Raw genomic sequence first — 22,874 nt, forward strand, 5'->3', positions numbered from 1 at the left:
GTTGGTGCTGTGCCGCTTCTCAATTATGGACACGTCACTGTGAGGACTTTCGCGTTCCTGTTACAGGTTGGCGCGCCGCTCAGCGGCGTGCGCGGGGGTGGGCGCGCTGGTAGGTGTCCATCAGGCCAGCTTCGTTCACGGCCGTGTAGGCTTGCGTCGTGGACAGCGAGGCATGGCCGAGAAGGTCCTGGATCGCCCGCAGGTCCGCGCCGCGTTCCAGCAGGTGCGTCGCGAAGGAATGGCGCAGCGCGTGGGGCGTGGCGGTTTCGGGCAGGCCCATCGCCTGGCGCAGGGTCTGCATCGCCATCTGCACCTGGCGCGCACTCAGCGGCCCGCCGCGCACGCCGCGAAAGATCGGCGCGCCGGGGGCCATCGGGTGGGGGCAGAGCGCGACGTAGGCGTCCACCGCCTGCCGGGCGACGGGCAGCACCGGGACCAGCCGGTCCTTGTCGCCCTTGCCCCGGATGCGCATTGTTTCCCCGAGTGGCACATGCGCCCCGGTCAGCGACAGCGCCTCGGAGATGCGCAGGCCGCAGCCGTAGAGCAGGGTCAGAACCGCCGTATCGCGGGCGGCGATCCATGGCTCTGCCTGCATCGCGCCCGCAAGGTCGAGCAGGTCCGCCGCCGCCTCCGCCGCCACCGGGCGGGGCAGGCGGGGCGATTGCTTGGGCGCGCGCGTGGCGGTGACGGCGGGGGCGTTGATGCCCTCGGCCTCGTCCAGCCAGCGGTAGAAGCTTTTCACCGCGCTGAGGCTGCGCGCGAGCGAGCGGGCGGACTGACCGCGCCCGCGTTCATGGGCCATCCAGGCGCGCATGTCGCGGGTGGCGACCCGCCCAAGCTGGGCGCGGCCCGCGGGGCCGCCCCAATGCCCGGCCAGGAAGCCGAGGAAACCGGCGACGTCGTGGCGATACGCCTCGATCGTCTTCGGGCTTGCGTTGCGGACCGCGGACAATTGGTTCAGCCAGCGTTGCAGAAGCGCCAGCGCGCCGTCGGAACCGAGCGGGCCGGCCCCGCTCACGCCAGCCAGCGGCGCAGCATCCGCTCGAACGCGCCGGCAAGGAAGCTGAGCAGATCGACGCCCTGATCGGGGGAGAAGCGCTTGGGATCCTCCACCCCCAGGGCAAGAAGACCGGCGTTGCGGCCGGGGCCGAGGTCCACCTTCAGGATCGCCTCGGACTGGATCCATGCCTGCCCGTGGCCGAACAGGTCATCCGCTTTCGCGGTGGCCTTGCGCAGCGTGACGCGGCGGGCCAGGGCGCTGCCCTCGCCCTCGGACAGGTAGGCCTCCACGCCGCCTTTCGGCAGCGCTACGACCAGTTCTGCCAGCGGCCCCTTGGGCCCGAGGTGGGTGCCGGGGGCTTTTGCGGGCGTTTCCAGCCCCAGCCGGATCGCATCGATGGAGAGGATGTTGGCGACATCTTCGCCCAGAACGGTCAGGAAGCTGCGAAAGTCCTTCGCCTCCAGCAGCGCCAGGACGGCGCGGTGGATCTGGTTGGTCCCGGCAAGGTTCTCGTAGGCGGCGGCGATGACCGTGCGGTTCGTCGCCTCCAGCCGGTCGAGCCGGAATTCCAGCCGGTCCACCAGCTTTCCCCGAAGGTCGACGATGTTGCGCCCGCTCGAGGCGGCGCCATCCGCCTCCAGTAGGGCGGCCATCAGTTCCTGGTCCCCGAGGATCAGCTCGGGGTTGGACAGGATCTGGGACCGGATCGCCGGCGTCGGTTTCTGCACCTCGGCCATGGCCGTTCCTTTCGTCTTCGGCCGTTCAGAGGATGCTCTGACCGGTCTTCTTCCAATCGGCCAGGAACGCGGACAAGCCCTTGTCCGTCAGGGGGTGGTCGACCATCTTCTTGATCACGGCGGGCGGCGCGGTGATCACGTCCGCGCCGATGCGCGCGGCATCGGCGATATGGTTCACCGACCGGATCGAGGCGGCAAGGATTTGCGTCTCGAACCCGTAGTTGTCATAGATCGTGCGGATGTCGGCGATCAAATCCATGCCGTCGAGGTTGATGTCGTCCAGCCGCCCGATAAAAGGGCTGATGAAGGTGGCGCCGGCCTTCGCGGCCAGGATCGCCTGATTGGGAGAGAAGCAGAGCGTGACGTTGACCATACGCCCCTCGCCCGAGAGGACCTTGCAGGCCTTGATGCCATCCCAGGTCAGCGGCACCTTGATGGTGATGTTGTCCGCGATCTTTGCCAGCTCGCGGCCTTCGGCGATCATGCCCTCGGCGTCGGTGGCGACGGTTTCGGCGCTGACGGGGCCGTCGGTGATCTTGCAGATCTCGGCGGTGACTTCCTTGATGTCGCGGCCCGATTTGGCGATCAGCGACGGGTTGGTGGTGACGCCGTCAAGAAGGCCGGTTTCGGCCAGTTCCTTGATCTCGTCGATTTCAGCGGTGTCTGCGAAGAATTTCATGGCTGCCTCTACTGGTTTTCAGCGGTTCAGGTCAAAGAATAGACGAACCGCGGGGGGAGTGAAACCGCCCATCGACCAGCAGGTTGCGTTATGAGCGGCGGTTTCGCCCCCGGCGCGCTGGTCGCGGTGCTGACGAGCGAGCCGCTGGACCGGTTCCTTGACTACAAGGCGCCCGAGGGCGGCGTGTTCGAGGGGCAGTTCGTGCGCGTGCCCCTTGGCCCGCGCAAGGTGATCGGCGTTGTCTGGGGGCCGGGCGAGGGCGGGTTCGACCCCGCCAAGATTCGCGCCGTGGACAGCGTGCTGGACGTGCCGCCGATGCAGGGTCAGATGCGCGCCTTCCTGACCCGCGTCGCGGACTACACCATGACGCCGCTCAGCCAGATCCTGCGCCTTGCCACGCGGGTGCCGGACCTCGGCGCGGCCCCCGGTACGCGCCACGTGCTGCGCCGCGGCCGGGCGGAGCCGGACCGCATGACCGATGCGCGCGCCCGCGTGCTGGACGTACTGGACGAACACGGCGGCGCGGGCTTCGCGCCCGGCGAGCTGTCGGCGCTGGCGGGCGTGTCCTCATCGGTCCTGAAGGGGTTGGAGTCGCAGGGCGTTTTGGTGCGGGTCGAGGCACCCCGCGACGCGCCCTACCAGCGGATGGACCCGGACCTGCCGGGCAAGCCGCTGTCGCCGGGCCAGGACGCCGCGGCGCAGGCGTTGCGCGAAGCGGTCGCGACGCGCCGCTATGGCACCACCTTGCTGAAGGGCGTCACCGGCTCGGGCAAGACCGAGGTCTACCTCGAAGCGGTGGCGGAGGCGCTGGCCCAGAAGCGCCAGGCCCTTGTGTTGCTGCCCGAAATCGCCCTGACCGGCGCCTTCCTTGAGCGGATCGAGGCGCGTTTCGGCGTGCGCCCCGCGGAATGGCATTCCGGCGTCACCCAGGCTGAGCGCCGCCGCGCCTGGAAGGCGGTGGCGAGCGGCAACGCGCAGGTGGTGGTCGGCGCGCGCTCGTCCCTGTTCCTGCCGTTTCCCGACCTTGGGCTGATCGTCGTCGACGAGGAACACGACAGTTCCTACAAGCAGGAGGATGGCGCGCTTTACAACGCGCGGGACATGGCGGTGCTGCGCGCCTCCATGGGCGGGGCGACGGTGGTGCTGGCCTCGGCCACGCCCAGTCTTGAGAGCTGGTCGAACGCCGAAGCCGGGAAATACGCCCGCATCGATCTGCCCGAGCGTTTCGGCACCGCCGCGCTGCCGGAGATGCAGGCGATCGACATGCGCAGCGACGCGCCCCAGCCCGGCACCTGGCTGTCCCCGCCGCTGGTGGAGGCGGTGCGCGCCCGGATCGAGGCGGGCGAACAGTCCCTGTTGTTCCTGAACCGGCGCGGCTATGCCCCGCTGACGCTGTGCCGCGCCTGCGGGCACCAGATCGGCTGTCATCAATGCGACGCGCGGATGGTCGAGCACCGTTTCCTGAAGCGGTTGGTCTGCCACCAGTGCGGCGAAAGCGCCCCGCTGCCCGAGGCCTGCCCGAGTTGCGAGGCGAAGGACAGGCTCGTCGCGCTGGGCCCCGGCGTGGAGCGTGTGGCCGAAGAGGCGCTGGCGCTGTTCCCCGAGGCGCGCATCGCGGTGCTGTCCTCGGACCAGATGGAAAGCACCCGTGCGCTGAAGGCACGGATCGAGGAAATCGCCGCCGGGGGGGCGGACATCATCATCGGCACGCAGATCGTCGCCAAGGGGCACAACTTCCCCTTGCTGACGCTGGTCGGCGTGGTGGACGCGGACCTTGGCCTGATGGGGGGCGACCTGCGCGGGGCGGAGCGGACGTTCCAGCTGATCCGCCAGGTGGCGGGCCGGGCCGGGCGCGCGGAAAAGCCCGGCATCGCGATGTTGCAGACCTACCAGCCCGAGCACGCGGTGATAAAGGCGATCCTGTCCGGCGAGGAGGAGGATTTCTGGCGTGCCGAGGCCGCTTCGCGCGAAGCGGCGGGGATGCCGCCGTTCGGGCGTCTTGCCGGGGTGATCATCTCCGGTCCGGACGAGGCGAAGGTGTTCCAGCTGGGCCGCGAGCTGGCCCGCACCGCCGCCCCGCTGCAGGCGCTGGGCGCGCAGGTCTTCGGCCCCGTCGCGGCACCCGTCGCCCGTATCCGGGGGCGCACGCGGGTGCGCCTGCTGGTCAAGGCGCCGCGCGGCGTGGCGCTGCAAAACGCGCTGGCCGCCTGGCGGGACGGCGTCAAACCGCCCAGCAACACGCGCATCGTCATCGACATAGACCCGCAAAGCTTCTTCTGAGCTATTTCGCGCACTGGAAATGCCCGCGTCCGCACGCTAGACGAGTTGGCAACCGTTTTCACAAAGGCCACTCGCCATGACGACCCCTGACGCCCCCGTTCCCGGCCCCGGCATTCTGACGATCGCCCCCTATGTCGCGGGCGAAAGCGCGACCGAGGGCGCGAACACCGTCACCAAGCTGAGCGCGAACGAAAACCCCCATGGCCCCAGCGAAAAGGCCAGGGACGCGGTGCGGCGCGTGGCCGAGGAAATGCAGCTCTATCCCGAAAGCGACCACCTGGGCCTGCGCAGCGCGATTGGCGAGGTGCACGGACTGGACCCCGCGCGGATCGTCTGCGGCGCGGGCTCGGACGAGTTGATCTCGCTCTTGTGCAACGCCTACGCGGGGCAGGGGCGCGAGGTGATCTATACCGAGCACGGTTTCGCGATGTACCCGATTTCCGCGCTGGCGTCGGGGGCGACGCCGGTCAAGGTGGCGGAATGCGCGCGTCATGCGGACGTGGCCGCGATCCTGGCGGCTGTGACGGAGGCGACGGGCATCGTCTTCCTCGCCAACCCGAACAACCCCACGGGCACGATGGTCAGCGACACTGCGCTGAAAACGCTGGCCGAGGGGCTGCCGCGCCACGTGATGCTGGTGCTCGACGGTGCCTATGCCGAATACGTTCCCGGATACGACGGCGGCGCGGCGCTGGTGGATGCGCATCCGAACGTGGTGATGACGCGCACCTTCTCCAAGCTTTACGGGCTGGGCGGGCTGCGGGTGGGCTGGATGTATGCCCAGCCCGGGATCATCGACGTGATGAACCGGATGCGCGGGCCGTTCAACGTCAGCTCCGCCGGGCTGGCCGCCGCCGAGGCCGCGATGCGGGACCGCGCCTGGGTCGAGCACTGCCGTATGGAGAACGAGACCTGGCGCGCCTTCCTGACCGAAGAGTTGCGCGCCATCGGCCTGCCGACCGATGACAGCCAGGCGAACTTCGTCCTGCCGGAATTCCCCAGCGAAGCCATGGCAAAGGCTGCCGATGCGCGGCTTAGGGCGCATGGGATCATCGTGCGCGCGGTGGGCGGATACGGCCTGCCCCGCCACCTGCGGATCACCGTCGGGGACGAGGTCGCCTGCCGCCGGGTGGTCGCGATCCTCAAGGAATTCATGGAGCAACCCGCATGAACCTGCCCTATCGGCACATCGCGCTGATCGGGATCGGGCTGATCGCCTCGTCCATCAGCCATGCCGCCCGCCGCGCCGGGTTCGACGGGCGCATCACGGGGGCCGCGCGCTCAGCCGAAACTCGGGACGCGGCGCTGCGCCTTGGCCTGTGCGACCAGGTTTTCGCCAGCAACGCCGAGGCGGTGGAAGGCGCGGACCTGGTGATCCTCTGCGTGCCGGTGGGCGTGATGGGGGCGGTGGCGGCCGAGATCGCCCCCCACCTGGCCGAGGGTGCGACGGTTTCGGACGTCGGCTCGGTCAAGGCCGCGGTGATCGAGGCGGTCGCCCCGGAATTGCCGGAGCACGTGGATTTCATCCCCGCGCACCCGATCGCGGGCACGGAATATTCCGGGCCCGAGGCGGGGTTCGCCTCGCTGTTCGACAACCGCTGGTGCCTGTTCACCCCGACCGAGGGGACCGATCCGGGCAAGCTGGACGACCTGATTGCCTTCTGGCGCGCGCTGGGCGCGAAGACGGACGTGATGGACCCCGCGCACCACGACCTGGTGCTGGCCGTTACCAGCCACGCGCCGCACCTGATCGCCTACACGATGGTCGGCGTCGCGGACGACCTGCGCCGGGTGACCGAGAACGAGGTCATCAACTATTCCGCCGCCGGTTTCCGGGATTTCACGCGGATCGCCGCCTCGGACCCGACGATGTGGCGGGACGTGTTCCTGTCCAACAAGGCGGCGACGCTGGAAATCCTCGGTCGGTTCACCGAAGAGCTGTTCGCCCTGCAACGCGCGATCCGTCGCGGTGACGGGGATCATCTGCACGCCTATTTCACCCGCACCCGCGCGATCCGTCGCGGCATCATCGATGCGGGCCAGGACACCAACGCACCGGACTTCGGGCGAACCCCGAAGCCGGGGGAATAGCGGGAAAGGATCCTCCATGCTGCTCAGCCGTGCCGCCAGGGCGCTTGCCCTTCTTGCCGCCCTTGGGTCCTGCGGGATCGGCGGCTCCAGCGGCGAGCGGCTGGCCCGCTCCCTCGACCTGCCGAGCGAGGTGGGCGGTATCTGCGGCAACGGGCGCATCATCGGCATCGAGATGGAGGACTTGGGCAACCCCGGCGGCGGCTGCGGGATCAAGAAACCGGTGCGCGTCTATGCCGTCGGCGGCGTGCGCCTGTCCCCCACCGCGAGGATCAACTGCGATGCGGCCCAGGCCATGCTGGAATGGGTCGACGGGCACGCCCAGCCGGTGGCGAACAAGACGGGGACGCAACTGGTCAGCATCAATGTCGCGGCATCATACGCCTGCCGCCGGCGCAACAACCGGCCCTCGGGGAAGCTGTCGGAGCATGCGAAGGGCCATGCCCTCGACCTTTATTCGTTCACCTTTGCCAATGGCGATACGGCCAGCGTGCTGAAAGACTACAACTCCGGGCGCTACAAGAAACTGATGCAGCGGTTCCACAAACAGGCCTGCGGCCCCTTCGGCGTCGTGCTCGGGCCGCGCGCGGACCGGCATCACCGGGATCACTTCCACTTCGACATTTCCAACCGGCGGCGGCCCTACTGCCGCTGAGTCGTCAGTTCATGCGCGGCGCGCGCCCGATCGGGATCGGGCCGAGGCGCGCCGTCCCCCCCTTGAAGGTCAGCGTGACGTCCAGCCGGTCCGTCTCGCCCGTGGCGCGGGCCAGAAGGGCCAGGGCGGTTTCCGCCGAGCTGGCCATGTCTGGCGGGATCCAGCCGCCGCGCACCGCCACGTCCAGCATCTGCGGCCAGTTGCGCGCGATGATGTTGAGCGAGCCTTCCGCGTAGCCGAGCTCATCCGCGTCCAGCCGCCCGGTGACGGTCAGGCGCATGATTCCCCATTCGAAGGTGATGTTCCCGACGTTCAGCGTCTCGAGGTCGGGCGGCCCCTGTTCCACCGCGTAGCGGTTCCACGGCCCGGAATAGACCGGCGTCACCCTTATGTCGGCGCGCGTCACCGCGGGGGGCAGCAGGTCCGCGGGGTCCAGCGTTGCCTTCAGCGCTCGGGGCAGGCGCAAGGCGTTGGCCTTCAGGCTGATGTCATAGGCGTTGTCGGGGCCTGCACCGTCGGGCGTTTCGCGCACCGCGAGCTGCCCGTCGGCGAGGCCCGCGGTCCAGCCGAGGGAGCTTTGCGCCGAGATTCCGTCAAGCTCGATCCGTGCCTCCTTCAGCGCCAGCGCGGGGGTCGCGGACAGGCGGACCGAGCCGCGCATCCGTCGGCTCGCGATGGTGATCCGCTCCGCCGGGCTGGCGATGGTCTGCGTCTCGGGCCAGACGGCGATCACATGCGTCGGTGTGTAGCTGAGGGCGAGGATCTGGAACATCGGCGCAGACCAGGACCAGCCGGAATGGGGATCGGCCAGGTTCAGCTCGGTGATGATCGTGTCGAATCGGTTTGGAAAGCCGGTGACGCGCAGGTCCTCAACGTCGGCGACCCAGCCCGCCGCGCGCTGCTGCTCGAGCCAGCCGGTAAGGGCGGCGTGTTTCGCCGATGAGCCGACGAACCAGTAGCCCCCCCAGCCGAAGGCGAGGGCAAGGACCAGGATCAGAAGGTTGCGCATCATCAGGGGGGCCTTTCCGCTTGGCGCCGTTCGGGCTATATCAGCCGACGGCGCGACTGGACAGAGGGGGCGTGCGATGGACTGGGCTCATGCCGAACTGGCGGAGGTGGACCCGGGCAAAGGGTTCTGGGTCTTCGCCTATGGCTCGTTGATGTGGAACCCCGGTTTCACGGTCGAGTCCCGCACGCTGGCGCATCTGCCGGGGTATCGGCGCAGCTTCTGCATGTCGTCCATCGTCTATCGCGGCACGCCCGAGGCGCCGGGGCTCGTCCTTGCGCTGGATCGGGCCGAGGGGGAGGGATGCTCCGGCGTGGCCTATCGCGTCGCGCCCGAATGCGGCGAGGAGGCGCTGGCCTATCTTCGCGAGCGTGAGCTGGTGTCCTCCGCCTACCGGGAGGTCCTGGCCGAGGTGCATCTGGACGATGACGGCAGCCACCGCACCGCGCTCGCCTACGTGATGGATCGCGACCACGCGCAGTATTGCGGCACGCTCAGCGCCGATGAGCAGGCGGAGATCATCGCCCGCGCCGCCGGTCCGGCGGGCAGCAACCGGGAATACCTGATGAATACCGCGCAGGCGCTGCACCGGCTCGGGCTGGAGGATGCCGCGCTGTTCGACCTGGTCGAAAGGGTCCGCCGCCTGCCGTTGTGATCCGCGCGCGCTGAGCCACAGGCAAGATCGGCAATGCTGATGCGCGCCCCGCGGGGAGAGAGCGCATTGGCGCGTTTCCGGCCGGGGCTGGTCAGCTTCCGCCGTTCGGCTGACCTCCGGCCCGATGCGGGCAGCCGTCAAACACGTCGTCTTGCGCCTTGACCTGGCGCCCGAGGCCTTAACACCCCTCGGCGTGGATTCATCCACGGCGGAACCGGCATCCGTGCCGTAACCGAGAGACGGGGCAGGCACCCAGCCCTGATAGCTACATCCCGCTTGATGTCAGATGCGCATTGACGATCCCGTACCAGGTTCCCGTTTCGACCAGTTGGCCGAGGCCCTGGTTCAGCCGGGCGATTGCCGCCGCCCCCGTCGGGTCGCCCCGCAGGGCGACGGCGCGCAGCCGGTCGATCCTCGTCAGGTTCTCAAGCACGATCAGTGGGTTCTTCAGGGTCATGCCGGTCACGATCGCCCGCGCGAGCGTTGCGTCGAGCGAGGCGATATCGACCTCCCCCGCATCCAGCGCCTCGAGGCAGGCGCGCGGCGAGGGGCGGTGCTCCAGCGTCAGCGCGTCGGGCAGCAGGCCCGCGTCCTGCAGGTCCTGGACCGGGTAGCCGGCGGGGCGGCAGACGCGCGCCCCGGCGATGTCGGCCAGGGTCCGCACCTCCGCGAAGGGGCTGTCGGCGCGGGAAAAGAACTCCGTCACATGCTCATAAAGGCTGTCCGAGACGATGTAGGTCTCGCAAAGCCGCCGCTCCCGCGCGCGTTGCTGGGGGGCGGTGCAGTCGGGCATGATCCAGGGGAAGGAAAAGGCGAAGCCGCCGCGCGGCAGGATGATGTCGAGATGCGCGTCGCGATCATTGACGAAGCCGATTTCCAGCGGCCCGCCGGGCGTTTGCGAGAAGGCGGCGAGGATCAGTTCCGTCACCATGCCGCCATCGCCCTTGTCGGGGTCGATGAACGGAAGATAGGGCGCGCCGGTCAGCACATGGACCGGGGCTTGCAGGTCCGGCGTGGCGGGCTTCCGGGTAGGCTGTGCGGCGGATGGCTCGCGCAGCATGTCACCTGCCGTTGCCGAGGTGGTGACGACCTTCGGCCCGGAAATGGCCTGCGTCGCCCCGTCGTCATCGGCGGAGATCAGGAACGACAGCCCGGATGCGCTGCCGGGCGCGGAGCGGGTCAGGACGGCGGGGGGCGAGGGCGGATGCGGCGCGGCAAGCGGTGGCGGCGGCGGGCCGATCCGTTCCGCCATGGCCGGGTTCGCGCTGGTGTCGCAGGGAATGGTCAGCCGAAGCCCCGCCACGATGATGTTGGGATTGCGCCCGACGAGGCTTCGGTTGGCGCGATACACCTCCGACGCGCGGTTCTGATCGCCGAGGTAGCGTTCGGCGATGGTGCCAAGCGAATCGCCTTCGCGCACGACATGCACTGGGCAGCTGCCCGGCCAGATGGGCGGCGCCGGCGAATCGGACGCGGCCGCCAGTTCCATCGCCGTGGCGGGCATCACGGGCGCGGACTGCGCCCAGGCGCCTGCCGCGCCGAGCGTGAACAGCAGGATGAGGCCACCGACAAGCGTGTGGCGCGGGTTCTGCCTGACGCTGAGCAATTCGCGACTCCTGACCTGATCCGTACGGCCCGGTCAGCATAGGGGGCAAACGCCGAATAAATCGTTAAGGCCCGGGGGTCGTCCGGCTGCGGACCGTCAGCATCATGCCCTTCGCGCCGATCACCTCGATCCGCGTGCCCGCTTCGGCGGGGGCGGCAAGGCGGGCGCGCCAGTGCACCCCGTCGATTTCCACCGTGGCTTCCCCGTCGGTCGATGACAGCAGGGTGCCGTGGCGCCCCACCATCTGCGCGCCGCGATCGTTCAGCGTCGAAACCGGCGCACCGCCGTCGCCGAAGCGGCGCACGATGAGCCGCCCGGTGAAGGTCGCCGCGACCGCAAGGCTGCCGTAAAGCGCGAGCTGCACTTCCCCAGGCATCGTCGGCGCCATGCCGAGCAGGACCGCCATGGCGATTGCCGCCAGTCCCGGCCAGATCAGGAAGAACGACAGGGTCAGCATCTCCAGCGCCATGAGCGTGACGCCGAAGGCCACCCACCACCAAGGCGACAGGCCTTCGAGCAGGTCGAAGAAGGGCCAGTCCATCGCGTCAGCCGCCCTTGGGCCGGCTGACCGCGTCGGCGATGTCGCGGATGCCCTGGATCGAGCCGATCAGGCTGGCCGCCTCGAGCGGGATCATCACCGTCTTGGCGCTGGGGGAACTGGCGATCTGCTGCAGGGCTTCGGTGTAGCGCTGGGCGACGAAGTAGTTCACGGCTTGCACGTCGCCCGCCGCGATCGCTTCGGACACCATGCGCGTCGCTTCCGCCTCGGCCCGTGCCTCACGCTCGCGCGCTTCCGCGTCCAGGAAGGCGGCTTCGCGCCGGCCCTCCGCCTCGCGGATCTGGGCTTCGCGCTCACCCTCGGCCTTGAGGATGGCGGATTGCTTCTGCCCCTCGGCCATCAGGATCTCGGCCCGGCGGTCGCGTTCCGCCTTCATCTGGCGGCCCATCGCCTCGGTGATGTCCTGGGGCGGGGCGAGGTCCTTGATCTCCACCCGCGTGACCTTGACCCCCCAGGGGTTGGAGGCCTGGTCGATCACCGTCAGCAGCTTGGAGTTGATCACGTCGCGGTTGGACAGGCTTTCGTCCAGATCCATCGCCCCGATCACGGCGCGGATGTTGGTCTGGCTGAGGTTGGACAGCGCGTGTTCCAGGTTGCGCACCTCGTAAGCGGCCTGGGCGGCATCGACGACCTGGTAGAAGGCCACCGCATCGGCGCGCACCATGGCGTTGTCCTTGGTGATCACCTCCTGGCTGTCGATGTCCAGAACGGTTTCCATCATGTTGATGCGCGCGCCGACCTTGTCCATGATGGGGATCAGGAACCGCAGCCCCGGCTTCAGGGTACGGGTGTAGCGCCCAAACCGCTCGACGGTCCATTCCTCGCCCTGGGGGACGGATTTGACCATCATGTAGATAAGGACCGCCGCGAAAACCAGTATGGCGACGGCGGGCGCACCGAAGGCGTCGAGCATGAAAGTCCCTCATTCCTGACTTATTATGCACAAGATATGGATACTTGTTGGCGGGGGCGCAACAAAGCACATGTAAACCGAGTGAAATTCGCCACCTGGGCCATTCGGCGTTGGACAGGCCCCTCTCACTGGGTAGAGTGCCTTAAAAGCGCTGGGAAAACAGCTTTTTTCGAGGTCGAAACCCATGTTCATGGATCGCGAGCAGGATCCGCAGTTCTCGCAACCCACACGACAGATCGTCGCGATGGTGGTCATTCTCGCGGTGGTGGGCGTCAGCGCGTTCTTCGCCTATCCGGCGATTTCGCCGATCTTTCTGGCGTCGCCTTACCTGAACGGGTTCATCGTCCTGGTGTTCATCTTCGGGGTGCTGTCGTGCTTCTGGCAGGTGTTGACGCTGGTATCCTCCGCCGGGTGGATCGAGGGGTTCGCGCTGGACAGGCCGGGGCATGAGTTCACCGCCGCGCCACGATTGTTGGCCTCGCTTTCCGCGATGCTGCGGGACGACCAGGCGCGGCAGAGCCTGACCTCCACCTCCACGCGCTCGATCCTCGATTCCGTGGGGACGCGGCTAGAGGAAGCGCGCGACATCACGCGCTACATCATTAACCTGCTGATTTTCCTTGGCCTTCTGGGCACTTTCTACGGGCTGGCCACGACGGTACCTGCGGTGGTGGACACGATCCGCAGCCTGGCCCCGCAGGAAGGCCAGGACAGCATGCAGGTGTTCGACAACCTGATGAGCGGCCTTGAGGAACAGCTGGGCGGCATGGGCACGGCGTTCGCCTCGTCCTTGCTGGGGCTGGCGGGTTCGCTGGTGGTTGGCCTGCTGGAGCTGTTTGCGGCGCATGGGCAGAACCGCTTTTATTCCGAGCTTGAGGAATGGCTGAGCTCGATCACCAAGCTGTCGCTGTTCACGGGCGAGGACGGGATGTCCCCCGGTTCCGGACGCTCGGAAATGGCGGCCAGCCAGATCGCCACGCTGAATGACCTGGCCGTGCGGGGCGAGGCGAGCCGGATCGAAACCGACGCCAAGCTGACCCGCCTGACCGATGCGGTGATGGCGCTGGCGCAGCAGTTGAACGAACGCCCCGCGCAAAGCAGCGGCTTCGCCGGCGGGGCCGAAGTGTTCGACCGCATCGCCGCCAGCCAGGACCGCATTGCCGCCGTGCTGGAAGCCCGAGAGGAAGAGGGCGGCGCGCTGGACGCGGACAGCCGCATGCGCCTGCGCAACATCGACGTGCAGCTTCTGCGCATCCTCGAGGAGATGGCCGCCGGACGCCAGGACAGCGTGGCCGAGCTGCGCCAGGAAATCGCCCAGCTGACGGACACGATCCGCCGGGCGACGGGGGCGTGACATGGCATTGAGCCGCAGACCCGGCTCTCGCTTCAACGCGGCGATCTGGCCGGGCTTCGTGGACGCGATGACGGCGCTGCTGCTGGTGCTGTTCTTCGTGCTGTCGATCTTCATGATCGTGCAATTCGTGCTGCGCGACCAGGTGACCGAAAAGGACCGGGAGCTGGAAACGCTCGGCGGTCAGATCGTCCAGCTTGCCAACGCGCTGGGGCTGGAACAGCAGCGCACCGACCAGCTTGAGGCCGAGGTGTCCGAGCTGAATGTCAGCCTGTCCGACGCCGAGAGCATCCGCGCCCGGCAGGCGGCGCTGATCGCCACGCTGACCGACCAGCGCGACACGCAGACCGAGCAGCTCGCCAGTTTCGAGGACCAGGTCGCGGGCTTGCTTGCGCAGAACCGGGACCTGAGCGCGGACCTGGAGCGGACGTCCGACGAACTGGCCGGGGTTTCGCAGGATCTGAGCGCGCTCAGGGATGAGAACGAACAGCAGATTTCGGCCAACCGGGCGCTGAACCTGGCGCTGGCGCAGGCGCGCTCGGAAGTGGACGAACAGGCGGAGGCGGCGCGCCTTGCCGCCGCCCGGCGCGAGGCGCTGGAAGCCCTGGTCGCGGACCTGGAGCAGGAAAACGCCGCACAGGCCGAGGCGATTTCCGACGCTGAAGCCGCGCAGCTGGCCGATGCCGCCGCCGCCGAGGCGTTGCGCGCCCGGCTTCAGGACAGCAGCGCCGAGCTCACCGCCATGAGTCTGGCGCTGGAGGCAGAGCGCGCCCGCGCCGAGGAAACGCTGACCCTTCTGGCCGCTGCCCGCAGCGCGCGGGACGAGTTGCAGGCCTCCCTCGCCGAAGCCGAGGAAGGCCGCGCCGAGGCGCTGAGCGCCGCCGAGCGGCAGGCCGCCCTGCTGGCCATCGCCCGCGACTCGCTGTCCGAGGAAGAGGCCCTGAACGAGGAAAGCCAGCGGCAGGTCGCCTTGCTGAATCAGCAGACCACCGCGCTGAACCAGCAATTGCGCAGCCTTCAGGGCCTGCTGGACGAGGCCAAGGCGGCCGAGGCGGCGGCGAATGTGCGGCTGGAAAGCCTTGGGTCCGACCTGAACACCGCGCTGGCCCGCGTGGCCGCCGAACAGCGCGCCCGCGCCGAGCTGGAGGAAGCCGAGCGCAAGCGGCTGGAGGAAGAGGCGAAGAACCTGGAAAACTACCGCTCGGAGTTCTTTGGCCGTGTCCGGGAAATCCTGGGCGACCGGGAAGGCATCAGGATCGTCGGGGACCGCTTCGTGTTCTCCTCGGAGGTGCTGTTCGAGGCGGGCTCCGCTTCGCTCGGCCAGCAGGGCCGCGCGCAACTGGGCGAGGTGGCCGACGTGATCCAGGAAATCCGCGGCGAAATCCCGGCGGAAATCAACTGGATTCTGCGCGTGGACGGGCACACCGACAACATCCCCATCTCCGGCGGGGCCTTCGCCGACAACTGGGAACTGAGCCAGGCCCGCGCCCTGTCCGTGGTGCGCTACCTGATCAACCAGGAAGGCATCCCCGCGGACCGCCTGTCCGCGAACGGGTTTGGCGAGTTCCAGCCCGTCGACCCGGCCAACACGCCTGAAGCACGCGCGCGCAACCGCCGCATCGAGCTGAAGTTCACCGAGCGCTAAGCTTCAGCCGTCACGGGGGCCGATCCGGGGCAGCTTCCCCGGAGGGCTCCGCGTCGCCGGTGGCATCCTGCGCGGCGTCGCCCGGCTGGGGCGTACGTAACGGCGCGGCCCCGACCGCAAGGGCGATCCTGTTCAGTATCAGGATCACCTCGGGATCGCCGGCTTTCGCGATGGCCCGCATCTCCGCCAGGAGCTGGTTTTCCCAGCGGGTCATCCCGGCCAGCAGGTCGGACTGCGTTTGCGCCAAGGTCTGCATTTCGCCCCGGATCGCGGCAATCTGGGCGGGCAGGGTCGGGTCGGGGAAGATCGGAATATCCGCCGGCGGCCCCCTGTCCGCGCCCGTGTCGGCGGGCGTATCCGCGAAGGGGGGCAGGGGCGGTGTGGCTGCGGTCAGGCGGTTGAACGCCCACCAAAGCAGGCCGGCAACGCCGCCGCCCATGAGCGTGGCGACCAGAATGATCACAAGATGTGCCAGCGTCATGCAACGCCCCTTTGCCGCCTTTTGCGCGCATTGAAGCCGCTCAAGCCTTAGGACGGGGTAAACCACGGCAAACTGGATAGGTTGCAGTTTATGTTTTGATAACTACCGGGGGCTATGGTTGGCCCAAGTCAGGCTAATCCGGAGTCGTTCACATGTTGCAGCCCGCCCGTATCCCGCGATCGACCTTCGGAGAGGAGCAACAGGTGCAACGGACCGGGCGTCGGCCCGTCGGCGCACCGAAACCCCGCGCCATGCCTTGCGAGATTGTCGCCCTTTTCGAATGCACCGGCACGGTGCCGGACCTGCCCGAAGGTTGGATGATCGAACGCAGTGGGCGGATGGCCGCACTGTGCTGCAAGCCCCACGCCCCGTGCGCCCGCCTGGGGCGTGAAATTCCCGGTGCGTTGCAATGCGCGGCGGGCATCGTCCGGTTGGAGCAGCCCCGCAGCCACCCCTCTCGCGAGTCGGTGCAGGACTGGATGCTCTCCTCTAGCAAGCGGTTGGATGCCATGATGCAGGACTACACGGGGTGTTATGAAATACGTCTACTGCTCAGCACGCCGAACCGGGCGGACGACCTGGCGCAGGACACCCGGCAAAGCCAGGAAGAGGCGCGGCTGATCGTCAAGATTGCCCAGGGCCTGCGGGATCGGGCGCGCCAGACATGCGTCACGCCGCCAGCCCTGCGAAGCCCCCATGACGGCCAGCAGAAGATGGCCCTGTCGATCCTGGTGGAACGGGAACAGCTTGCCGAAGTGCAGGAAATGACACACCTGGCTGTTCGCCTGGCCAGGGCGCACCGGCTGGAATGCCAGGTGAGCGAGCCGGGACCGATTGAAAGCTTTCCCCCACCCGCCTGAGCGCAACACCTCGGACGTGCTCAGCGCAGGTGCTGGTCGAGGAAGCGCAGGCGGATCGTCCGGCCCGCCTGGTTGCCCAGGGTCTGTGCGCCGATCTGGTTGAAGACGTGGTTCGCGAAGGGCAGGCGCACCAGTTCCAGCGGGACACCGGCGGCGCGCGCTGCTTCGGCGAACTCCAGCGTGCCCTCGGCCACGACCAGGCTGTCGCCCAGTGGCAGGATCACCTGCGTGGGCGGGGCCTTTGCCGTGAGGAAGTTGCGCGAGTCTATTGCCGCGATCCGCTCAGGGTGGCGATCGGGCGGGCCGCCGATATACCCCTCGATTAACTCCTTCGGCGTGAAGCCGGGGATCGGGTAGCCCCGCTGGTGGATCGAAGTCGGATCGACAGCGGGGTATTGCGTCACGATGGCAGCGGGGGCCAGGACGGGCCCGCAGCCGGGCACCGTCAGCCTCTCGGCCGCGGCGAAGCCTATGTTGATGGCCAGGTTGCCGCCCGCGGAATCCCCCGACAGGGCGATTCGGGCCGGATCCCCGCCGAGGCGCGGAGCGTTCCGCGCGGCCCACGTCAGGCCACATGCGGCGTCGGGCATGGCCTTGTCCCAGGTCGGCATGCCGGGCGTGAAGAGCCGGTAATCGACGCTGACGACCAGCCAGCCGCGATCGGCGAACCAGCGCAGGTCCGCGGCGGTCTCGGTCCGGTGGCCGGTCTTGAAGCCGCCGCCGTGGATGTAGACCAGGACCGGCGCAGGCGTGGCGCTTTCGGGCGGCACATAGATCGCGGCGCGAAGGGTGGTGCCCGCGACCGTGCGAAACGTCTCCTCCTTGTCGGGTGGCGGGCTGTCCATCGGGCCGGGTACCAGTGCGGCGATCAGGTTGACCGAGCCGCCCGCGGCGACAGTGACCCAGAGCAGCCGCGCCACGATATAGCCGGCGCAGAGCGTGGCCCCGGCAGACAGCCCCAGCGCCAGGGCCCCGGCGCGCCGCGCGCCCCAGCGCCGGGTGATCCCCGCCAGCCCCAGCGCGGCCAGGGCGGCGAGCAGCAGGTGCGGCCCGAAGGGCGCCCAGAGCGCGCCGCCGACCACTGCCAGCCGGGTCGACGCCGGGTCGAGGAACGCGCCCGTCGCCGCGCCCAGCAGGCCAAGCGCGAGGGCGAGAGAGAGGAGGCCGGTCAGAAGGGCGAGGGCTTGCATGCCCTTCGCTATCACGAAACGCGGCGGCGCTCACCCGCGATGGCCCCATGCCCCACGAAAAACCCCGCCGCGAGGAACGCGGCGGGGTGATCGTGCAGTGCAAGGTCCTCGGGCAGGGCGCGCCTTAGCGTGCCGTCAGCAGCGGTGGCTTGCGGGACGAGAGTTTCGCCTGGCCCGGCTCCTCCACGTGGAGGTCGAGCTTGCCGTCCTTCACCCCGACGCGCACCAGCCCGCCCTTGGCGAGCTTGCCGAAGAGCAACTCTTCCGCCAGGGGCTTCTTGATGTGCTCCTGGATGACACGGGCAAGGGGGCGTGCGCCCATCTTCTCGTCGTAGCCCTCGTCGGCGAGCCATTCGGCCGCTTCCGGGGTCAGGTCGATGGAAACGTTGCGGTCCATCAGCTGCGCTTCCAGTTGCAGCACGAACTTCTCGACCACCTGCAGGATCACCGATTTCGGCAGCGCGCCGAAGCTGATGATCGCGTCCAGACGGTTGCGGAATTCCGGCGTGAACTGCTTCTCCAGCGCGGCCATATCCTCACCCTCGCGGCTGTCGCGACCGAAGCCGATGGCTTCCTTGGCCAGTTCCGACGCGCCCGCGTTCGAGGTCATGATCAGCACCACGTTGCGGAAGTCGGTCGTGCGCCCGTTGTGGTCGGTCAGCTTGCCGTGGTCCATCACCTGCAACAGGATGTTGTAGACGTCCGGGTGGGCCTTCTCGATCTCATCCAGAAGCAGCACGCAATGCGGGTTCTGGTCCACGGTATCGGTCAGCATCCCGCCCTGGTCGAAGCCGACGTAGCCCGGAGGCGCGCCGATCAGGCGGCTGACGGAGTGCTTTTCCATGTACTCGGACATGTCGAAGCGCGTGAACTCGATGCCCATCACCTCGGCCAGTTGCTTGGCGACCTCGGTCTTGCCGACGCCCGTGGGACCGGCGAACAGGTAGTTGCCGATGGGCTTCTCGGGCTCGCGCAGACCGGCGCGGGACAGCTTGATCGCCGAGGACAGCGCCTCGATCGCGGCGTCTTGGCCGAAGACCACCCGCTTGAGGTTGGTTTCCAGGTCCCGCAGCACCGCCGCATCGTCCTTGGACACGTTCTTGGCCGGGATCCGCGCGATCTTGGCGACGACGGCCTCGATGTCCTTGGCGCCGATGGTCCGCCGACGGCGGCTTTCGGGCAGCAGCATCTGCGCCGCCCCGGCCTCGTCGATGACGTCGATGGCCTTGTCGGGCAGCTTGCGGTCGTGGATGTAGCGCGCGGACAGGTCCACCGCCGACTTGATCGCGTCATTGGTGTAGCGGATGTCGTGGTGCTGCTCGAAATAGGGCTTCAGCCCGCGCAGGATCTTGATCGAATCATCCACCGACGGCTCGTTCACGTCGATCTTCTGGAAACGGCGGCTGAGCGCGCGGTCCTTTTCGAAGTGCTGGCGGAATTCCTTGTAGGTGGTGGAGCCCATGCAGCGCAGCTTGCCGCCCTGCAACGCCGGTTTCAGCAGGTTCGATGCATCCATCGCCCCGCCCGAGGTGGCGCCCGCGCCGATCACGGTATGAATCTCGTCGATGAAGAGCACCGCGTCGGGGTGGTCCTCAAGCTCCTTCATGACGGCCTTCAGCCGCTCCTCGAAGTCGCCGCGATAGCGGGTGCCCGCCAGCAGCGCGCCCATGTCGAGCGAGAAGATGGTGGCCCCGGCCAGTACCTTGGGCACTTCCCCGTTGACGATCTTGTGGGCCAGCCCTTCGGCGATGGCGGTCTTGCCGACACCGGGGTCGCCCACCAGGATCGGGTTGTTCTTGCGCCGCCGGCACAGCACCTGGATGCAGCGCTCCACCTCGTGCTCCCGGCCAATCAGCGGGTCGACATCGCCCTTCTTGGACTTCACGTTCAGATCGACGCAGTACTTCTGCAGCGCCGTTTCTTCGGGCTCTTTGCCCGGGGCGGCCTGTTCTGCCTGCTGCTCGACCTCTTCCGCACCGGAGATGGGGCGGCTTTCGCCGTAGGACGGGTCCTTGGCGACGCCATGGCTGATGTAGTTGACCGCGTCGTAACGGGTCATGTCCTGGTCCTGCAGGAAATAGGCGGCGTGGCTTTCACGCTCGGCGAAGATGGCGACCAGCACGTTCGCGCCCGTCACCTCCGTGCGGCCGGAGCTTTGCACGTGAATCGCGGCGCGCTGGATGACCCGCTGGAAGCCGGTGGTCGGCGCCGCTTCCGACCCTTCGATTTCCGAGACGAGACTGTCCAGTTCCTCGTCAAGGAACTTGGTCAGCGTCGCGCGAAGCGCCGTCAGGTCAACGCTGCATGCCTTCATCACCCGCGCTGCATCGGGTTCGTCGATCAGCGCGAGCAGAAGGTGCTCCAGCGTGGCCAGTTCGTGCCGACGCTCGTTCGCCAGCCCGAGGGCGTTGTGGATCGCGGTTTCCAGCGTGTTTGAGAAAGATGGCATGTCTGCGTCCTTGTCTCTGCACACAACCGAAGGATGTCGGCAGTGCGTTGGCCCTGAAGCCATAATACAACATTTCGGCCAATTGTCGGGCGCTTCAAGGGGTTTTTCCCAAAGTCGCGCCGATTTCATCAGGAACGCTGCGTGCGTGACCCGCCTGCCGAAGGTTTGGGCAAGGATTGCACATCAGTGGTCAACGCAAGATTTATGCGCCCGAAAGGAGGTTACAAGATGTTCCGTGCGCACTGTTCTTCGGGCGCCTCATGCCCGGGGCAGCTTTGTGGCTTGCTCCGGGCATTAGCGCGCCCCCAGGTATCACGGGGGATGCGGATCAGAAATTGTCCTTGCGCGCGCGGATCTCGGTGAAGGTGGCGACGTCGGAGGCGCCTTCCATGCCGATGGCCGCTTTCACTTCGGGCAGGCGGGCGCGCAGGAAGGGGTTGGTCGCAAGCTCTTCCGCCAGGGTCGAGGGCACCGTGGGCGTGCCTGCCGCCACCGCCGCGTCCACCGCCTTGGCGCGGGCTTGCAGATCGGCGTTGCCCGGCTCGATCGTCAGCGCGAATTTCGCGTTCGAGGCGGTGTATTCATGCCCCGAGCACACCGTCGTCTCAGGCGGCAGCGCTACGAGCTTGGAGAGCGAGGCCCACATCATCTCGGGGTCGCCCTCGAAGATGCGGCCGCATCCGAGCGCCATCAGGCTGTCTGCCGTGAACACCGCGTTCGCCTCGGGGAAATGGAAGGCGAGGTGGCCGACCGTGTGCCCGGAGACATCGATCACATGTCCCTTCAGCCCCCCAACCATGACGGTATCGCCCTCGGAAACCTGCGTATCCAGTTTCGGCAGGCGATGGGCGTCGGCCTTGCCCCCGATCACCTTGGCGCCGGTGGCCTCGACCAGGGGGGCGACGCCCTCGATATGGTCGAAATGGTGATGGGTCAGGATGATCTGGTCGAGTTTCCAGCCCCGCGTTTCCAGTTCGGCAAGGATAGGCTGGTGATCGGGTACATCGATCACGGCTGTCACACCTGCATCGGAATCACGCAGCAGAAACGCGTAATTGTCGCTGAGGCAGGGAATCGTTACGATCTGAAAAGCCATTGTCGGAATCCTTCTGGGAACACACCAATGCATATGGATGTGGTAGAGTTGCGAGCCTTTTATTACAGGACAAAGCTTGGGCGTACAGCCCAACGTGCCCTGCAGCACGCTTTGCGCACCCTCTGGCCCGACACCAGCCACATGACGGTTGCCGGGTTCGGCTTTGCCGTGCCGTTCCTGCGCCCGTTCCTCGTGGATGCGCGCAGGGTAATCTCTCTCATGCCGGGTCAGCAGGGGGTGATGCCCTGGCCGCAAGGCGAGGACAACCATTCCGTCCTGGTGGAGGAAACGAGCTGGCCTGTGGCGACGGGCTCGATCGAGCGGCTGATCGTGGCGCATGGCCTTGAAACCTGCGAGCGGGCGAACGCGCTGCTGGAGGAAATCCACCGCGTCCTTGCGCCCGGCGGGCAGGTGATTTTCATCGTGCCGAACCGCTCCGGCATCTGGGCGCGGCGCGATGCGACGCCCTTCGGTCATGGGCGCCCCTACAGCTTCGGCCAGGTGGAGGGGCTGCTGCGCGAGCACAATTTCCTGCCCCAGCGCCATGCAGCGGCGCTCTATACGCCGCCCAGTCACCGGCGGTTCTGGCTGCGGACGGATCGCTTGTGGGAACGCCTGGGCCGCAAGCTGGACGCGCAGATGCTGGCCGGCGCGCTGCTGGTGGAGGCGAAGAAACAGGTCTACGCCACGCCCAAGCGCGGCTCCGGCGTGACCGTGCCCGGCCCGCTGGAGGTGCTGGAGGGGCTGACACAGCCCGCGCCGAAGCCCGCTTCGCGGGGGCGAATACCTGAATTCAAAGTGGCGAGCTGAAGAATCGCCAATGAAATGAGCACCCTGCGCCCGCGCAGGGTGCGCAAAGCGTCGCAGGGTAGACGCCAATCCGGGAATAGCCTGTAAAATAAAGTAATCCGGGTGTATGCGTGACGATGCTGTTCCCTTGCCACATGGCAAGGCCTCTGGTATCACCGCGCCGATTTCGCAGGGGTTTCACCAGACCCCTTTCCCGTGCCGACCGCGCCCGACATGGGCTGAGGTCGGCATCATACTATGTACGGAGTGGTCGTGTCTGACACTGGATCCCTAACTTCCGGCATTTCAGGGCGCTATGCGACGGCCCTGTTCGAGCTGGCCAAAGACGCCGGGCAGATCGATGGTATCGAAGCCGACCTGAATGCCCTGTCCGCCGCGCTGGGTGAGAGCAGCGACCTTCGCGCCCTCATCAGCTCCCCAATCTATTCGCGGGCCCAGCAGGGCGACGCGATCCGGGCGGTGTCCGAAAAGATGGGTCTGAGCGATCTGATGCGCAACACGCTGGGTCTCATGGCCGCGAAGCGCCGTCTTTTCGTCCTGCCCAGCCTGATCGTGGCCATGCAGGCCCTGATCGCGGACGAGCGGGGCGAGGTCACCGCCGAGGTGACCGCCGTGAAACCCCTGTCGGACGCACAAGCCAAAGCCCTGTCGGCCAGCCTGAAGAAGTCGGTCGGCAAGGATATCGTCATCAGGACCACCATCGATGAAAGCCTCATCGGTGGATTGGTCGTCAAAGTCGGATCGCGGATGATCGACACGTCGATCCGCGCGAAACTGAACAAAATGCAAAACGCGATGAAAGAGGTCGGATAAC

At 67.6% G+C, this 22,874-nt stretch carries 21 protein-coding genes; 10 read left to right on the forward strand and 11 right to left on the reverse strand.

The window, feature by feature from the left end; translation table 11 throughout:
* Positions 1-79 precede the first annotated feature (79 nt).
* The 3 genes from DJ029_RS05005 to fsa are packed head-to-tail and all read right to left on the reverse strand — an operon-like array spanning position 80 to position 2,416.
* Positions 80-1,018, reverse strand: coding sequence for a tyrosine recombinase XerC (locus tag DJ029_RS05005; protein WP_370445225.1), 939 nt, complete (start codon positions 1,016-1,018; stop codon positions 80-82).
* Positions 1,015-1,737, reverse strand: a complete 723-nt coding sequence (locus tag DJ029_RS05010; protein WP_112321197.1) for a DUF484 family protein — start codon at positions 1,735-1,737, stop codon at positions 1,015-1,017. Before DJ029_RS05010 ends, DJ029_RS05005 begins: the two co-directional genes overlap by 4 nt.
* A gap of 25 nt (positions 1,738-1,762) precedes the next feature.
* Positions 1,763-2,416 carry a fructose-6-phosphate aldolase gene (fsa, locus tag DJ029_RS05015; protein ID WP_112321198.1) on the reverse strand — a complete coding sequence of 218 codons (654 nt, stop codon included), beginning with the start codon at positions 2,414-2,416 and terminating at the stop codon, positions 1,763-1,765.
* A 90-nt stretch (positions 2,417-2,506) separates the two neighbouring features.
* On the opposite strand from fsa, the gene DJ029_RS05020 reads away from it, so the two are divergent.
* The 4 genes from DJ029_RS05020 to DJ029_RS05035 all read left to right on the forward strand — a co-directional run bounded on the left by DJ029_RS05020 (position 2,507) and on the right by DJ029_RS05035 (position 7,439).
* Complete coding sequence (locus DJ029_RS05020; protein WP_112321199.1) at positions 2,507-4,696, forward strand: primosomal protein N'; 2,190 nt, start codon at positions 2,507-2,509, stop codon at positions 4,694-4,696.
* Between the two features lie 76 nt (positions 4,697-4,772).
* Complete coding sequence (gene hisC / locus DJ029_RS05025) at positions 4,773-5,867, forward strand: histidinol-phosphate transaminase (RefSeq protein WP_112321200.1); 1,095 nt, start codon at positions 4,773-4,775, stop codon at positions 5,865-5,867.
* Positions 5,864-6,787, forward strand: coding sequence for a prephenate/arogenate dehydrogenase family protein (locus DJ029_RS05030; protein ID WP_112321201.1), 924 nt, complete (start codon positions 5,864-5,866; stop codon positions 6,785-6,787). The genes hisC and DJ029_RS05030 overlap by 4 nt, the downstream gene beginning before the upstream one ends.
* A 16-nt stretch (positions 6,788-6,803) precedes the next feature.
* Positions 6,804-7,439 (forward strand): extensin-like domain-containing protein, encoded by a 636-nt coding sequence (locus DJ029_RS05035; protein ID WP_157966271.1) that lies wholly within the window; start codon positions 6,804-6,806, stop codon positions 7,437-7,439.
* A gap of 4 nt (positions 7,440-7,443) precedes the next feature.
* Here DJ029_RS05035 and DJ029_RS05040 read toward each other — a convergent pair whose 3' ends face one another.
* The gene (locus tag DJ029_RS05040) at positions 7,444-8,451 is read right to left on the reverse strand and encodes a DUF2125 domain-containing protein (RefSeq protein WP_112321203.1); all 1,008 of its coding nucleotides are present in this window, start codon (positions 8,449-8,451) and stop codon (positions 7,444-7,446) included.
* A 73-nt stretch (positions 8,452-8,524) separates the two neighbouring features.
* On the opposite strand from DJ029_RS05040, the gene DJ029_RS05045 reads away from it, so the two are divergent.
* Positions 8,525-9,100 (forward strand): gamma-glutamylcyclotransferase, encoded by a 576-nt coding sequence (locus DJ029_RS05045; protein WP_112321204.1) that lies wholly within the window; start codon positions 8,525-8,527, stop codon positions 9,098-9,100.
* 265 nt (positions 9,101-9,365) lie between these two features.
* Here the strand turns inward: DJ029_RS05045 and DJ029_RS05050 are convergent, their stop codons facing one another.
* From DJ029_RS05050 to DJ029_RS05060, 3 genes are all read right to left on the reverse strand, one after another.
* Positions 9,366-10,706 carry a LysM peptidoglycan-binding domain-containing protein gene (locus DJ029_RS05050; RefSeq protein ID WP_112321205.1) on the reverse strand — a complete coding sequence of 447 codons (1,341 nt, stop codon included), beginning with the start codon at positions 10,704-10,706 and terminating at the stop codon, positions 9,366-9,368.
* Positions 10,707-10,770: 64 nt separating this feature from the next.
* A complete protein-coding gene (locus DJ029_RS05055) occupies positions 10,771-11,247 on the reverse strand; it encodes an NfeD family protein (RefSeq protein ID WP_112321206.1) in 477 nt (158 codons plus the stop codon).
* Between the two features lie 4 nt (positions 11,248-11,251).
* Positions 11,252-12,178, reverse strand: coding sequence for an SPFH domain-containing protein (locus DJ029_RS05060; RefSeq protein WP_112321207.1), 927 nt, complete (start codon positions 12,176-12,178; stop codon positions 11,252-11,254).
* Between the two features lie 184 nt (positions 12,179-12,362).
* Here DJ029_RS05060 and DJ029_RS05065 point away from each other — a divergent pair, with 184 nt between their 5' ends.
* Complete coding sequence (locus DJ029_RS05065) at positions 12,363-13,532, forward strand: biopolymer transporter ExbB (RefSeq protein ID WP_112321208.1); 1,170 nt, start codon at positions 12,363-12,365, stop codon at positions 13,530-13,532.
* A gap of 1 nt (position 13,533) precedes the next feature.
* On the forward strand, positions 13,534-15,174 hold the full coding sequence (locus DJ029_RS05070) for a peptidoglycan -binding protein (RefSeq protein ID WP_112321209.1): 1,641 nt from the start codon (positions 13,534-13,536) through the stop codon (positions 15,172-15,174).
* Positions 15,175-15,184: 10 nt separating this feature from the next.
* On the opposite strand, the gene DJ029_RS05075 is transcribed toward DJ029_RS05070, so the two are convergent.
* Positions 15,185-15,655, reverse strand: a complete 471-nt coding sequence (locus DJ029_RS05075) for a hypothetical protein (RefSeq protein WP_112321210.1) — start codon at positions 15,653-15,655, stop codon at positions 15,185-15,187.
* A 152-nt stretch (positions 15,656-15,807) separates the two neighbouring features.
* On the opposite strand from DJ029_RS05075, the gene DJ029_RS05080 reads away from it, so the two are divergent.
* A complete protein-coding gene (locus DJ029_RS05080; RefSeq protein ID WP_112321211.1) occupies positions 15,808-16,515 on the forward strand; it encodes a hypothetical protein in 708 nt (235 codons plus the stop codon).
* A 20-nt stretch (positions 16,516-16,535) separates the two neighbouring features.
* On the opposite strand, the gene DJ029_RS05085 is transcribed toward DJ029_RS05080, so the two are convergent.
* The 3 genes from DJ029_RS05085 to gloB all read right to left on the reverse strand — a co-directional run bounded on the left by DJ029_RS05085 (position 16,536) and on the right by gloB (position 21,250).
* Positions 16,536-17,705: an alpha/beta hydrolase gene (locus tag DJ029_RS05085; protein WP_112321212.1), complete on the reverse strand. Its 1,170-nt coding sequence runs from the start codon at positions 17,703-17,705 to the stop codon at positions 16,536-16,538.
* Between the two features lie 124 nt (positions 17,706-17,829).
* Positions 17,830-20,154 carry an ATP-dependent Clp protease ATP-binding subunit ClpA gene (gene clpA / locus DJ029_RS05090; protein ID WP_112321213.1) on the reverse strand — a complete coding sequence of 775 codons (2,325 nt, stop codon included), beginning with the start codon at positions 20,152-20,154 and terminating at the stop codon, positions 17,830-17,832.
* A 328-nt stretch (positions 20,155-20,482) separates the two neighbouring features.
* The gene (gene gloB / locus DJ029_RS05095) at positions 20,483-21,250 is read right to left on the reverse strand and encodes a hydroxyacylglutathione hydrolase (RefSeq protein ID WP_112321214.1); all 768 of its coding nucleotides are present in this window, start codon (positions 21,248-21,250) and stop codon (positions 20,483-20,485) included.
* A 27-nt stretch (positions 21,251-21,277) separates the two neighbouring features.
* On the opposite strand from gloB, the gene DJ029_RS05100 reads away from it, so the two are divergent.
* Together DJ029_RS05100 and DJ029_RS05105 are read left to right on the forward strand one after the other, a co-directional pair.
* The gene (locus DJ029_RS05100) at positions 21,278-22,060 is read left to right on the forward strand and encodes a methyltransferase domain-containing protein (RefSeq protein WP_112321215.1); all 783 of its coding nucleotides are present in this window, start codon (positions 21,278-21,280) and stop codon (positions 22,058-22,060) included.
* Positions 22,061-22,312: 252 nt separating this feature from the next.
* Positions 22,313-22,873, forward strand: coding sequence for a F0F1 ATP synthase subunit delta (locus DJ029_RS05105; RefSeq protein WP_112321354.1), 561 nt, complete (start codon positions 22,313-22,315; stop codon positions 22,871-22,873).
* The last annotated feature ends 1 nt before the right edge of the window (position 22,874 follow it).

Origin of the sequence: Oceanibium sediminis (assembly GCF_003265325.1) — a bacterium.
GTDB lineage: Bacteria > Pseudomonadota > Alphaproteobacteria > Rhodobacterales > Rhodobacteraceae > Halovulum > Halovulum sediminis.

Coding starts and splice junctions, on each gene's coding strand:
- DJ029_RS05080 (WP_112321211.1), top strand. CDS start 15,808: ATGTTGCAGCCCGCCCGTATCCCGCGATCGACCTTCGGAGAGGAGCAA.
- hisC (WP_112321200.1), top strand. CDS start 4,773: ATGACGACCCCTGACGCCCCCGTTCCCGGCCCCGGCATTCTGACGATC.
- DJ029_RS05075 (WP_112321210.1), bottom strand. CDS start 15,655: ATGACGCTGGCACATCTTGTGATCATTCTGGTCGCCACGCTCATGGGC.
- DJ029_RS05020 (WP_112321199.1), top strand. CDS start 2,507: ATGAGCGGCGGTTTCGCCCCCGGCGCGCTGGTCGCGGTGCTGACGAGC.
- DJ029_RS05060 (WP_112321207.1), bottom strand. CDS start 12,178: ATGCTCGACGCCTTCGGTGCGCCCGCCGTCGCCATACTGGTTTTCGCG.
- DJ029_RS05055 (WP_112321206.1), bottom strand. CDS start 11,247: ATGGACTGGCCCTTCTTCGACCTGCTCGAAGGCCTGTCGCCTTGGTGG.
- gloB (WP_112321214.1), bottom strand. CDS start 21,250: ATGGCTTTTCAGATCGTAACGATTCCCTGCCTCAGCGACAATTACGCG.
- clpA (WP_112321213.1), bottom strand. CDS start 20,154: ATGCCATCTTTCTCAAACACGCTGGAAACCGCGATCCACAACGCCCTC.
- DJ029_RS05070 (WP_112321209.1), top strand. CDS start 13,534: ATGGCATTGAGCCGCAGACCCGGCTCTCGCTTCAACGCGGCGATCTGG.
- DJ029_RS05065 (WP_112321208.1), top strand. CDS start 12,363: ATGTTCATGGATCGCGAGCAGGATCCGCAGTTCTCGCAACCCACACGA.
- DJ029_RS05100 (WP_112321215.1), top strand. CDS start 21,278: ATGCATATGGATGTGGTAGAGTTGCGAGCCTTTTATTACAGGACAAAG.
- DJ029_RS05030 (WP_112321201.1), top strand. CDS start 5,864: ATGAACCTGCCCTATCGGCACATCGCGCTGATCGGGATCGGGCTGATC.
- DJ029_RS05035 (WP_157966271.1), top strand. CDS start 6,804: ATGCTGCTCAGCCGTGCCGCCAGGGCGCTTGCCCTTCTTGCCGCCCTT.
- DJ029_RS05085 (WP_112321212.1), bottom strand. CDS start 17,705: ATGCAAGCCCTCGCCCTTCTGACCGGCCTCCTCTCTCTCGCCCTCGCG.
- DJ029_RS05040 (WP_112321203.1), bottom strand. CDS start 8,451: ATGATGCGCAACCTTCTGATCCTGGTCCTTGCCCTCGCCTTCGGCTGG.
- DJ029_RS05010 (WP_112321197.1), bottom strand. CDS start 1,737: ATGGCCGAGGTGCAGAAACCGACGCCGGCGATCCGGTCCCAGATCCTG.
- DJ029_RS05045 (WP_112321204.1), top strand. CDS start 8,525: ATGGACTGGGCTCATGCCGAACTGGCGGAGGTGGACCCGGGCAAAGGG.
- fsa (WP_112321198.1), bottom strand. CDS start 2,416: ATGAAATTCTTCGCAGACACCGCTGAAATCGACGAGATCAAGGAACTG.